Genomic DNA, 14,039 nt, shown 5'->3' on the forward strand with positions numbered 1-14,039 from the left:
CGACGCTGGCCGTCGTCACCATCCCCGCGGCCTGCGCGCAGAGCAGGCCGTGTGCCGGGGGCGGGGCGGTGGGTGGTCCAGCAGGTCAGGCCGTGGTGGATGGAGGGCGTGCTCGGTGGGTACCGGGGCCCCGTCGTCGCCCCCTCCGGCCCGGGAGCATGACCAGGACGCGGTCACCGTGCCGTCCTCGCGGTAGCGGGCCAGGGCGACGGTGTCGAGGATGCCGTCCTCGTCGGTGAACCAGATCTCCGGCAGCGGGCCGTAGGCCTCCTCGTAGGCGCCGGCCCACGCCACGTGGCCGTGTCCGCGTTCTTCGTGGTGGCCGAGGACGCGGCCGGCGGCCACGGTGCAGAACGCCTCGTAGTCGGAGCTGTCCAGGAGGCGGTGCCAGGCGGCGTCGACGGCCGCGCTGAACATCTCGGGCGCGGACTGTCCGGCGCTCCCCGCCGCCCTCGGCGGGGAGCGCCGGGGAGCGTCCCTCAGTACCAGAAGGACCTCCGGCCCTCTTCACAAACTCTGTCGTAGACAGCGGGGCCCCCAGCGCAAGGTGTGCGCGACGGGCCCCTGTGGTGAGCGGGACTACGGTGTCGGGTCCGGGAGAATCCAGGGGTTCACGGGGAGGGTAGGGGTGTTGAGGGTGGGGATGCTCCAGGTCTGGGCGGGTGTGCCGTTGCAGTCGAGGATGCGCAGGCGGGTGCCGGGGGTGGTGTCGTTGTTGGGCAGTTCCAGGCAGCGGCCGGAGACGGGGTTGTAGAGGCTGCCGTTGGCACGTGTGAGCCACTTCTGCCGGTCCGTGCCGGGGGCACAGGTGCCCAGGCCGACGGCGGCGCCGTTGGCGGTGTTGCCGCCGGTGAGTTCCAGGCACATGGTGGTTCGCAGGTTGATGGTGGCGTCGGCGGGGTTGACGACGAAGTTCTGGGCGGGGCTGTTGTTGCAGCCGGTGATGGAGATGCCCTGGCTGGTGTCGTTGTTGGGGACGTCCAGGCAGTCGGCGGTGGAGGCGTGCCGGATGGCGGTGGTGGTGGGTCCGGGGACGACCGCAGAGCTGTAGACGGCGAAGTTGCTGATGCTGCCGTTGAAGCTGGGGTTCTGGGCGGTGGGTGCCAGGCTGCTCTGGGACTGGTAGCGGCCGAGGACGAAGGCGCCGTTGGTGGGCAGGCTCGGGGCGGTGGAGCGGTTGGCGCTCCCGGCGAGAGCACCGTTGACGTACAGGCTCATCTCGCCGGTGGTGGCGTTGAAGCTGGCGGTGAGCTGGGTCCAGGTGCCGGTCTTGACGAGGGCGGCGTTGTTGCTGGTGCTGGTGTAGACGTAGGGCCAAGCGTCGTTGTCGGCGGTGGCGAGGGCGAAGCGCCAGGAACCTCCGGTGCCTTCGCTGTAGAGCAGGAAGCTGGCAGCGTGCGCGGTGCTCTGGCTGGCGACGACGCCGCCGGCGCCGGTGGACTTGACCCAGGTGCTGAGGGTGAAGCTCTGATTGGGGTTCGCGAGGGCGGGGACGGCGGTGGTCAGGGCCGAGTTGCTGCCGTTGAGCACAGCGACGATGGTATGGCGCTGCCCGTCAACGGGGTCGTCGATGTAAGTGACCGCGGTTCCGGTGGCGACGGGGGTCCCGGGGACGGCGTCGCCGGTCTCGTGCAGGGGCCACTGTGCGAGGGGGGCCTGGGTGTTGCCGCGGTAGTGGTCGGTGCCAAGGCCCGTGACGCGGCCGTTGGTGGCTGTGGCAGGCCAGACGCGCAGGTTTCCGGCCGTGTCCAGGGCCCACAGGTCGGGGATGCCGTCACCGGTCTGGTCGCCGTCGGAGCCGACGGTCGGGTAGGTACTGGCTTTGAAGCCCGTGACGATCGGTCCGGCGGGTGAGGCGGTGAGGGCCGTCACAACGTCGTACGAGGTCGCACCGTCGGTGCGGCTCTCGAAGGTCAACGCGTACTGATAGAGGTCACCCTCCGTTCGGCCGCCGGAGGTGGTGCGTGCCCGGGCCCAGAGGGCGGGTGCGGTCGCAACGGTGCCGGTGGGATCGATGGCCAGGGTGTTGCCGGGGACCATCAGGTCCTGGTTGTCCCAGCCTCCGGCTGCTACCAGGACGGGCGGACGCAGGGTGCCGTTGGTGTCGGCTGCGTAGTACCAGAGGTTGTCGGCTTCGACGGCGAGGACGCCGTTGGTGACGTTCCGGTCGGTGGCGCGAAGGTTGTTGGGCGAGCCGATCGGGGTGATCTGACTGCTGTACCGCCACTGGTTGCCCTGGTGGTAGCCCGGGCAGCTGCCCGCGCAGTCAGGCCGGTCCAGGTTGCGCCTGGTGTCCGCTGTGAAGGCACCGGCATGCTGTTCCGGATTCGCGTAGAAGTAGAGCTTGTCACTGCCGTCACCGAGACCAGGTGTCGCATCGCGGTGGACGAAAAGGTCGTCGGTGTTCTTCCCAGGGTCCAGTGACCCGCGGTGCGTGACGCGGTAGTCCTTCCAGGTCTTTCCGGTCTCGGGGGGAGCCTGGCGGGCGGCGGCAGCGGTGCCGCTCGGGGGGACGCTGGTGTTGCCGGGGTCGGTTGCACGGCCGTGAGTGATGAGGTTGCCGGCGGCGTCGGGGATGAGGATGTCGGGGCGGTGGTCACCGGTGGTGTCGCCGAAGATGACCGGGCCGTTGGTCCAGGGGACGTAGAAGGCGTAGGAGAGGGTCTGGGAGGCGTTGCCGGCCTCGTCGAAGACCTGCGCGTAGAGGATGTTGGTTCCCCAGTGCGTGGGTGTCGTCGTGAGTTCGGTGACGCTGAGGGGGGTGCCGCAGACCTGGTCTGCGCCGACCAGTTGCGGGTCGTAGCCCCAGCGGACGCAGGAGAGGCCGGAGGCGAGCAGTCCGGAGGGGTTGGGGTCGTAGGCGGTGAAGGGGATCTTGCCGGTGGCGCCGAGGCTCAGGTTGGTGGTCTGGCCGTTGCCGGAGGGCGGGAACTGGGTGTCGGGGTTGGTGAAGGTGCCGAAGGCGGCGACGGGCGGGGTGGTGTCGACGGCGAAGTGGCAGACGGGGGTGGCTGGGCCGCGGAGCAGGCCGTCGTCGCCCTGGGTCTGCCAGCCGTAGTAGTGGCCGTCCTTCAGGGTGCCCAGGGGGACGGTGTACGTGGCACGGGTGTCTCTGGGGACGAAGCCGGACCAGCCACTGGCGACTCCGGGAGCGCCGGCCACTGCGTTGTCCCAGATGCTGGCGAACTCGGTCAGCTGGGACTGGTTGTAGCTGCTGACGACCGAGCTCAGGGTTACGCCGGTGCTGGTGACCCAGCCGTATACGGACAGCGGTGCGTCGTAGCAGGCGTCGGTGTCGGGGGCCGTGACGCGGTTGGGCGTCGGCAGTGCCTTCGGGTCACTCGGGGTCAGCGGGGGGTGGTCGTACAGCGTCGACAGGACGGCGTCGTACTCGAAGCGCTTGAAGCCGTTCTGGTCACCGGTTCCCTCGTTGCCGACCAGGGCGAAGGCGAGCGGCTTGCTGACATCGGCGAGGGCACTGCGCGTGGGGGCGGTGATGTTGTAGTCGACGCCGATGCCGCCCATGCAGTTGGCGCTGCTTCCGTTGCCGGGGACGTTCTTGCTGTCGACCCATTCGAGCTTGGAGTGGTTGTTCCAGGTGGTGCCGGAGTCGAAGGCGCCCGCGCGGTAGAGGGTGACGGGGTAGGCGTTGGTGCAGGAGAAGTCGGAAGACCAGTTCTGGGTGACGTGCAGGTTGGCGTAGTCGATGGCGGTGTTGTTGAAGTAGCCGTTGAGGTTGAACTCGTACAGCGCTCGCTCGATGCCCTTGGTCGGTAGGTAGCCCTGGTAACCGACGCCCGGCTTGCCGGAGGCCGGCTTGTCGAAGTTGCTGGTGGTCGGGTAGCCGGACTGCACCCAGGTGTAGTGGCTCTTGCCACGCGCGTCGTTGGACCAGGACGGGTCGACGTAGATCGGGTAGCTGGTGTTCTCCCCGTCGAGCAGTTCGGGGCTGGGAGAGAGGTGGATAGTGCCCTTGCCGCCCGGGCCTGCGCTGGTGGTGACCGGGATGTCGGCCGTCGTGGCGGCCGGCCCAGGACCGTCGGCAGTGCTGAGTTCGGATGCCGAGGGGTCTGGGGCAGGTTCGCTCGTTTCCGCGAAGGCGCTGCGAACAACTGCAGTTGTGTCGGCGTCCGAGGGGGCGCTGTCAGTGGTCGTTGCCGCGGTGGTGGGTGCGCCGGCCGACCACATCTGTGGCGGGGGCGCGGCGAAGACAGTCTCTCCCTCGCTGCTTGCCTTGAGACTGCCGTCCGCCCCGTTGGAGAGCTCCAGGCCCTTCGACGTGGTGGGGAAGTTCAGGCTTCGGACGGCTGGGTTCGCTGCTGCCGCGGGAGTGTGGAGAACGAGGACGGTGGTGTAGCCGCCGAACTCGGTGACGGTCACTTTCAGGTCTGTGTCCGGTGCAACGGAGGCGAAGATGGCACTGTTGCCGCTGACCGTTGGTGTAGGCAGTGCGCCGGGGAACGGTGAGCCCACCGAGAGTTGCTTGCCGTCCTTGGTGGTCATGGTGGCCAGCGGGCCGGTTCCTCCGCCGGAGATCACCAGGTTCTCGCTGGCCGCTGCTGGGGTCAGTGAGCCGTCGCCGCGTTTGACGAGTGAGTCGTCGAGCCCGGTCCAGGAGCCGTCCGAGCGCTTGGTGCGTTGGGCGTCGAGGTGCCGGTCCTGGCGGAGTTTGCCCTCGGGGGTGGCGACCGTGGTGCTGAACTCGTCGGTCAGCGACGGGACCGGGACTTCCTTGCCGGTGCGTACGGCGTCGGACATGGCTTGCTCCGCCGGGCGCGGGGAGAGCAGTTCGCCCGCGTGCTTGGCATCACCCGCACGGACCGCGGCCTGCGGGTCGGTTCCGTCGGCCTGGGCCGACGGCGGGGCGAGGAGGATCAGGCCGGCGGTCATCGTCAGCACCGTTGCGACGGAAATGGCCGGCAGCCGCAGGGCTCGTCGCGATCGGCCTCTCTTGGCAAATTGTTGACGAACCATCATGGACTGCGATGTACGCACACGATCCCCTGGAATGTGAAGCCCCTGCTGCTTGATGCTCAGAAGTCGTTCGCACAATTACAGGATTTTGGATCTTGGGTCAATATGTGATCTTCATGGATTGTCCTGATTGAGGTCAAGAAATGGCCCTTTGGGCCCACTGTGGGATGCATCACATGGCATCTATTTGCGGCAAAAGTACAGGCCAACCCCCTCGCTGTCATAGAATTCGGAAGAAATTGCCTGACTTTATAACAGATGACAGAACGTCATATTAACAACTTCAGGAAAAAGCATGAGAGTTCGCAAGAAGAATCACCCGCCAATCGCGTTGCACAGACGCATAGCAGGACCCCTGGGGCTCGCCGTCGTGGCATCCCTCCTGGGCCCCGTTGCCGCTCAGGCCGCCGCAGCCAGCCCGGATTTCTCACGGGTCTGGACCCCACCCAACACCCCCCTGCCCGGCACACCCTCGGTGAAGGCAGCCAACGCGGCAAAGCCGACCGAGGTCGCCCCGCACTACCCCGTACCCACACCAGCAGGTACGGCGGCCCCCAAGACACCAGCTAAGCGAGAGAAGGCCACCACCGACCTTCCACCGACAGCCGGCGTCGCAGCCAAGGCCGGCGGACTGCCGGTCTGGATCACAGCTCCTGCGGGCAAAGAGAGCGACAAGAGGCCGACCGCACGCTCGGTCACCGTCGAGCAGGCCGCAGCAGGCACAGCCGACGCAGCCGGCGTGAAGGGTCTGCTCTTCGCCTTCACCGCAACAGCGGTCGACAATGCCAAGAGCCCCGCAGATGCGTCCACGGAAGCGGGGACCCGAACGGCACCGGTCAAGATCGCAATCGACGTCGCGGCACTCAGCGCACAAATCGGTAGCGACTTCGCCTCCCGCGGGCACCTGGTGTCCCTGCCGGCCTGCGCCTTGACCACCCCCCAGGTCCCCTCGTGCCAGGTGCGCACACCGGTCACCACCACCTACGACGCGGCCACAAAACGCCTGGCCGCCGACGTGGAACTGCCCCTGACGCCCGACTCAACCACAGCTCCGGTGACAGGCGCGGTCAAGTCATCCTTCACCGTCGGCGCCCCGGCGGCCCCTGCCTCAGCACCGGAAACCTCGCCCGTCCTCCTCTCGGCGGAGACCGGCGCGTCGGGCGGCGGCGGAACCTACAGCGCCACCAGCCTGGGCTCCTCCTCCGGCTGGGCAGCCGGAGGCTCCTCCGGCGCGATGACCTACAGCTACGACGTCCAGACGCCATCGGCGTTGGGCGGCGGCGCCCCCGCTGTCTCGCTCGGCTACAACTCCGCCTCCGTCGACGGCAAGACCTCCGCCACCAACGCGCAGGCCTCCTGGGTCGGCGACGGCTGGGACTTCAACCCCGGCTTCATCGAACGCACCTACAAGCCCTGCGACAAGGACGGCATCACAGGCTCCGGCGACCTGTGCTGGGGCGGCTACAACGCCACCCTCTCCCTCGGCTCCCACTCGGGCGAACTCGTCCGCGAGTCGGACGCGGCGGTGGCTTCCGACGAGAACACCGGCGTCTGGCACCTCAAGGGCGACGACGGCACCAAGGTCGAGTTCGGAGTCGACGCCGCCAAGACCAACGGCACCGACAACGGGGCCTACGCGAAGGTGACCGACACTTCCGGCACCGTCTACTACTTCGGCCGCAACCACCTGCCCGGCGGGGACAACAGCGACCAGCCCACCCTGTCGGCGTCCACCGTCCCGGTGTACGCACCCAACGCAGGCGACCGGTGCTACGACGCAGCCAAGGGCAAGGCGTCCTGGTGCCAGATGTGGCAGCGCCTGTCCCTGGACTACGTCGTCGACCCGCACGGCAACCTGACGACCTTCACCTGGGCACCGGAGGCAAACTGGTACAAGCGAGGAGCAGGCCAGAACAACGGCAACGGCACTCCCAGCTCCTACACCCGGGCCACCACCCTCGCCCGCATCGACTACGGCCAGCGCCTCACCGACCAAATAGCGGCCAAGGGCACCCTGCAGCCAGCCACCCGCATCATATTCGGCGTCGATGAGCGCTGCGTCGGCACCGGAACAACCTGCGACATCGCCAACCGCACCGTCGCCAACCAGAACAACTGGCCCGACGTCCCCGTCGACCAGGAGTGCACGAACACCCCCACCTGCACCAACTACGGCCCCACGTACTTCACCACCAAACGCCTGACCAAAATCCTCACCCAGGTACGCGTCAACAACGCCTGGAAGGACATCGACAGCTACGAGCTGAAGCACTCCTTCCCGGACCCGTCCAACACCCCGAAGGACTACCCCAAGGACACCATCAGCCAGAAATCCCTCTGGCTGGACTCCATCCAACGCACGGGCAAGACGGCCACCGACACCCTCAGCACCCCACCCGTCACCTTCACCCCGGTAATGCTCCCCAACCGCGTCGACGGCACCGACCTCGTCCCCGCCCCGCCACTCATGAACCGCCCCCGCATCCAGCAGATCCACAACGAGACCGGCGGGGTCCTCAACGTCGACTACCAGCTCCCCAGCTGCTCACGTATCAATCACGTGATGCCTGCGGCCGAGGACGACAACACCCTCGCCTGCTACCCGGTCCGCTGGTCACCCCAGGGATCCCTGGCGGGTGCCGACCCCGTGCTCGACTGGTTCAACCATTACGTCGTCTCCTCGCTCACCGAGAACGACTTCGCCACCGGCACTCCGGGCAGCCCGGCCAACCGCTCCAAGATCACCACGTACAAGTACGGCAAGGCCGGCTGGCACCGTGACGACAACGAGTTCACCGATCCCAAGGCCCGCACCTGGGGTGACTTCCGCGGCTTCTCCACCGTCACCGTCACCACAGGCGACGGCAACGACGGTCCCAAGGGCCAGAGCCGCACCACCTACCGCCAAGGCATGAACGGCGACGCCCGCAAGGCCGGCGGCACCCGCACCGTCCACCTCACCGACCTGCTCAGTTCCGACGTCAACGACGCCACCTGGCTCACCGGCAAGCTCGGCCAGGACACCGACGACGACTGGCTCGCCGGTCAGGTGCTCCTGGACGAGGACTTCGACCAGGCCGGCGGCACCGTACCGGCGCAGACCCTCAGCACCTCCGGCGGACACATCGACACGGCAACCCACCTCCGGGGCAGTGGCCTTCCCGACCTGGTTGCCCGATACGCCTCCACCACCTCCAGCACCACCAACCGCGCCCGCAAGGCCGACAGCACCTGGCGCACCACCAGCACGACCAGCACCACGGACAAGGACCACGGCAACCGCTTCATCACCTCTCTGAGCCAGGCCGACGGCCTGCCGGACCTGTGTGAACGGACCAGCTACGCGACTGGCCCGGACCCACAACGCATCGACCAGGTCGCCGAGCGCCTCACCGTCTCCGGCCCGGGCGCCTGCACCGCTACCGCCACCGCCACCAACACCGTTTCCCGCGACATCGTGCTGTACGACGGCCTGGCCTACGGACTGGCAGCCGTGACCGCCGACCAGACCAGCACACAGACCCTGGACCGGTACGACACCAACGGCACGCCCGTGTTCGTCCCCGTGTCCAGCAGCACCTACGACGCCTACGGCCGCACCGTCTCGGTGAGCGATCCCAACAGCAAGGACGGCCCGCACCCCAGCGGCGCCACCACCAACAGCACCTACACCCCGGCCGCCGCCGGAGAGCTCCCGGCCACCGTCACCGTCTCGGCGCCCGCGCCCGGGACAACCGTCACCTGGGACTCCGTCACAACTCTCGACACACGACGGTCCCTGCCCCTCACAACCACGGACCCCAACGGCAAGACCGTCACCAAGCAGTACGACGCACTGGGACGTCTCACCGGCGCGTGGGCAGTAGGCCGAACCCCTGCGGCGAATCCCAACCCCGACCAAAAATTCGAATACACGGTCTCCAACCAGACCGGCGTCCCCTCCACCATCACCACGTACACGCTGAAGGTCGACGACGCCTCGCCCGTGTACACCCGCCAGACAGCGCTACTCGACGGTTTCTCCGCACCCGGCAGACCCAGTCCTCACCGGCGAACCCCAGTGACCCGGGCCGGATCGTCACCGACGCCTTCTACGACTCGCAGGGCCGGACCTGGCAGTCCAACGCTGCCTGGTACAACAACGCCAGCGGTCCGTCGACCACATTGCTGGACGCCACGGACGCTGTGCCCGCGCAGTCCCGCACCACCTTCGACGGGATGGGACGGCCGGTCGCCGCGGACTTCCGATCGATGAACGTGCTGCAGAGCCGGACCACCACCGCCTACCCGGGGGTCGACCGAACCGACGTCAATCCCCCGCAGGGCGCCTGGCCCACCAGCACCGTCACGGACGCCCGCGGGCGCACCAGCGAACTGTGGCAGTACAGCACCCCCACCGCCACCGGCCGGGCCGCGGACGCCGCGGTCACCCGGTACAGCTACACACCGGCAGGCAAGGCCGCCGGCCGGGTGGACTCGGTCGGGAACACCTGGAGTTACAGCTACGACCTGCGTGGTCGGCAGACCAGCGCCTCCGACCCGGACACCGGTATCTCCACCCTCACATACGACGACGCTTCACGGCTCGACACGAGCACGAACGCCAAGGGCGAGGTCCTCAAGTACACCTACGACCTGGCCGGACGTAAGACCGGCCTCTACAACGGGCCCGTGAGCACCGCCAACCAGCTCGCCGGATGGGCCTACGACACGGTCCAGAAGGGCAAGCCCGCCTCCTCCACCCGCTACGTCGGCGGCAGCAGCGGGCAGGCCTACACGAACGCCGTCACCAGCTACGACAACGGTTACCACCCCACTGGCACCAGCATCACCATGCCCGGTACCGAGGTCGGGCAGGCTGCAGGAACGACCTACACCTACAGCGCCACCAGCCAGTACGACCCGATCACAGGAAACCCGAAGCTCGTCACGCTCCCCACGGTGGGAGGAGTGCCGCAGGACAAGCTGGCCTACGCCTACAACGACTACGGCCTGATGTACTCCTACGCCGGAGCAACGACCTACGACGTGCAGACGGCGTACGACGCCTTCGGGCGGCCCATCCGCTCGACAGTGAACCCGTGGGGCACGCAGGTGGTCTCCACCACCGACTACGACAAGGCCACCGGCCGCGTCCTCGGCCAGTACCTGGACTACCAACCCCAGCTCAAGGGTGCGGTGAACCAGACTACCTACACCTACAACCCCGCCGGCGCGATCACCTCGATCACCGACATCCCCGACAACACCCCCACCGCGACCGACCGTCAGTGCTTCACCTACGACGTCCTCGGCCGCCTGACCACCGCCTGGACCGACACCGGGGGCATCACCAAGCCCGACGTGCTCCAGAGCAAGACCCAGGACCAGGGCGCCTGCACCAACACCACCCCCACGAACGGAGCGGTCGCCCCCGCCACAAACACCGTCGGCGGCGCCAACCCCTACTGGCAGGACTACACCTACGACCCCACCGGTAACCGCACCAGCCTCACCTCCCACGGCTCCGCCGGCGCACCGGCCGTTCTCGACCCCTCGCAGGTCACGCAGATCAGCGCCGCGGCCGACGGTTCCCAGACCTGGGGTGTGGGGTTGGCGAACGGGAAGGTGTGGACGTCCGCGCAGAACGCGGACGGCACCTGGGCGCCCTTCAGCGACCTGATGGTCCGCGCCGGTGCCCTTGCGAACGTGGAGTCCGTCTCGGCGGCGGTGAGTGACGGCAAGCTGCAGGTCATGGCCGTCGCGGGCGGCAAGATCTGGCACACCCTGCGCAGGGCCGACGGCAGCTGGCAGCCCTGGGGCGATGTCTTCAGCGTTGTCGGAGCGCTCGCTCAGCCCAGCCAGTTGGCTCTCACCGCCACCACGTCGGGGCTGGAGGTTCTCACCTTCTCCGGCGGCAAGCTGTGGCACACGGTTCGTCTGGCCAGCGGTTCCTGGCAGGCGCAGGGCTGGGGGGATGTCTACAGCGTCGTCGGGCCCCTCACCAGTCCGAGTCAGATGGCTGCGGCGGCCACCGCTTCCGGCCTGGAGATCATGGCCTCGGCGAGCGGCAAGTTGTGGCACACCGTCCGGATGCCCAACGGTCAGTGGCAGGTCCAGGGTTGGGGTGACGTCTACAGCGTCACCGGCGCGCTGAGTGGTGCACTCACCGGGTCAGGGCAGCTGGCCCTCGCCAGCACCACCGGGGGCCTGCAGACCATCGCTCTCGCCGGTGGAAAGCCCTGGTGGGCGGTGCGCGACTCCGCCGGCCAGTGGGCGCCCTGGGCAGACCTGACCGCCGCTGCGGGTACCGTCGCCGCACCCACCACCGTTGGTGCGGTCGGCTCCGGAGCCGACCTCAAGCTCCTCCTCGCCGGTTCCGGGCAGCTCAACTACACCAAGCGTGATGGCACCAGCAATGTCTGGTCGCCCTGGTCGCTCCTCAAGCAGCCGCCGACCACGGACACGACCACCACCTCCACCTATCCCGCGGCCGGTACCCGCAACACCCCCACCGCCGCGGCCAACACCGGCGGCGGAACCGGCGGGGCCCACGCCCTGCTGAACTCCACCCTCACCAGTCCGGGCGGCAGCGAGACCACCGCCTACCAGTACGACGCCGCCGGCAACACCACCCGCACCGGGAAAAACAGCACCGGCGCCGCCGCCCTCACCTGGAACAGCGAGGGCAAACTCGCCAGCTACACCGCCCCCGGCCAGATCACCGGCATCGCCGGCAAATGCATAGCCACCGCCGGCGGCAGCTCCGCGAACGGCAGCAACCTCCAGATCAACAACTGCTCCAGCGGCGGAAGCCAGCTCTACACCACCGCCGACAACACGCTCGGCACACTCGGCAAGTGCGCCCAGGCCATGGGCACCACCACCGGCGCGGCCGTCCAGCTCCAGAACTGCGACAAGTCCGCGGCCCAGACCTGGACCGCCCGCGCCGACAAGACCCTCTACAATCCGACCTCCGGCCGCTGCCTCGCCGTCCCCGGCGACGTCACCACCAGCAGCACCGCCCTGGCCCTCGGGGACTGCGCCACCACCGTGCCCGCCGGGCAGAAGTGGACCCTCCCCAACACCACCACCACCTACCTCTACGACGCCGACGGCAACCAGCTCATCCGCCGCAACCCCGACAAGACCACCATCAACCTCGGCACCGACGAACTCACCCTCGACACCGCCACCAAGACCAACCCGATCGGCACCCGGTACTACCCCATCCCCGGCGGCATGACCATAGTCCGCACCGGAGTCGGCACCGCCCCGGGCACCTTCGTCGTCCAGAACACCGACCACCACGGCACCAACACCACCAGCGTCGACCTCAACACCGGCGCCATCAACCGCCGCCCCGCCGACCCCTTCGGCAACCCCCGCGGCACCCAACCCGCCCCCGGCGCCTGGACCGGCGACAAGGGCTACGTCGGAGGAACCAAGGACGACACCACCAAACTCACCAACCTCGGCGCCCGCCAGTACGAACCCACCACCGGCCGCTTCATCAACCCCGACCCTCTCCTTGCCGCAGGCGACCCCCAGCAATGGAACGGCTACGCCTACAGCAACAACAACCCCGTCAACCTCACCGATCCCAGTGGCCTGCGCCCTGAGGGAAAATGCAGCGGCACTTGTCAGGACGGCAGCCTGGAAACATGGGAGGGAGGTCCAGGAAACTGGCAATACAACAATATCGCCGACGATGCAACGGGCGGAACGCAAACTTGGCAGCATATCGACTTCAAGAACAATGACCGCTCGTTCTCCATCAAGGGCAGCATTATAAAGTCAAAGCCGAAGAGCACTGGCCCCGCCGTAACAGCTAAGGGATATCCTCGGATCCGCTTCCAGGAAAAGATGGGGCCCTTGGATTTGGGCTGGGGGTGGCTCGGCGGAGTATTGCCTGCAGATTTGTATTTCCTGGACGGCGACCATCTCATGGATCAAGTGAGGAAGCTCCAGCATGTCACGGATATCGAAAAGCAACTGCGATACGGCGATATCATAAATATGCCAGTGGGCGCCACTGTAAATGCGCCATACAGTATCGGAAGTTATTCTCAGGAGCAAATCTCTTCACTGTTCTGGCAGGATGTTACATCCTTGGTTGACATACCGAAGATCTCGTCCAGCTGGGCGGACGACCGGAGTCGAACCAAGATGCTCCTCGGGAGCTTTAATATGACCTATAAAATCGTCGGGCGCGACGAGAAGAACGGGGTTTCCACGGTCCAGTTCGAGATCAGCAACCGAACCAGCGTCGAGTCTGGCACCCGTCCACCCGGTAGTGGCGGGTACTCGGGAGCCAAGAGCAATGCCGGAGCTGCGGGTGCGCTAAAATCTGCGGGTGTCCATGACGTAACTGAGCACTTTCTCTGGATGGAGCAGATTCGGTGGCCCCGATTCGAAGCAGTCAAATAATCGCATGCGTTGTATCACCCCTGCTGCTCCTGCTGACTTCCTGCTCTACCGAGCAGTCAGGACGGAGGGTTGTCGTCGCCGAGAAGGATCTCGCAGGGCGGTGGCAAAACGGCACTGGTGCATCAATTTCACTCGGACCTGACGGAACATTTGTGATGTCCGAGATTGCGGATAGCATAATTTTCGGCACTTCATCCCAGCAGCTTCGCAGCGGGTCGGGAATTTGGCAACTCTCGACTCGACCGCATGCTTCAATCATTTCACTCACCGGAGTGCGCAGGGCGGATGGAACTCCAGAACAGTTCTCTTCCGAGATGGCTCTTGATTGCCTGGATGGAAATACTCAAATATTCTTCTACAATGAGGCTCCAGCCAGTTCTGAAAATAACTTTGAACACTCTGGAGCTGTGACGCCATGCAGTCTTGAAAAGGTCTAGATTAGCGACTGGTGCTGGCCCGCCGGGGATTTTTTCCTGCAGGCCAGCACCGGTCAGGCGTGGTCAGGTCAATCGGCGACCGTGGGCGCGGTGACAGGAAGTCGTCCTCCTCTACCAGCCCAGGAGGTCTTGCGGCTACATCGGGCGAACTGCGTGCTGTCGCTGGGTCCTGATGTAGGAGTTTTCGCCGCTGGCTCTGTGCACGAGAACGGCTCTCAC

At 66.9% G+C, this 14,039-nt stretch carries 4 protein-coding genes; 2 read left to right on the forward strand and 2 right to left on the reverse strand.

Annotated elements, in window-relative coordinates; translation table 11 throughout:
• Positions 1-15: 15 nt before the first annotated feature.
• Entirely contained in the window at positions 16-417 is a 402-nt protein-coding gene (locus J2S46_RS00680; protein WP_191294623.1) for a hypothetical protein, read from the reverse strand.
• A 162-nt stretch (positions 418-579) separates the two neighbouring features.
• Positions 580-4,890, reverse strand: coding sequence for a ricin-type beta-trefoil lectin domain protein (locus tag J2S46_RS00685; protein WP_307348163.1), 4,311 nt, complete (start codon positions 4,888-4,890; stop codon positions 580-582).
• A 1,042-nt stretch (positions 4,891-5,932) separates the two neighbouring features.
• Here J2S46_RS00685 and J2S46_RS00690 point away from each other — a divergent pair.
• Both J2S46_RS00690 and J2S46_RS00695 read left to right on the forward strand, forming a co-directional pair.
• Positions 5,933-9,229: an RHS repeat domain-containing protein gene (locus J2S46_RS00690; RefSeq protein ID WP_191294764.1), complete on the forward strand. Its 3,297-nt coding sequence runs from the start codon at positions 5,933-5,935 to the stop codon at positions 9,227-9,229.
• The gene (locus J2S46_RS00695; RefSeq protein WP_307348165.1) at positions 9,160-13,383 is read left to right on the forward strand and encodes an RHS repeat-associated core domain-containing protein; all 4,224 of its coding nucleotides are present in this window, start codon (positions 9,160-9,162) and stop codon (positions 13,381-13,383) included. The genes J2S46_RS00690 and J2S46_RS00695 overlap by 70 nt, the downstream gene beginning before the upstream one ends.
• Positions 13,384-14,039: the final 656 nt, after the last annotated feature.

Source organism: Kitasatospora herbaricolor (assembly GCF_030813695.1).
Classification (GTDB): Bacteria; Actinomycetota; Actinomycetes; order Streptomycetales; family Streptomycetaceae; genus Kitasatospora; species Kitasatospora herbaricolor.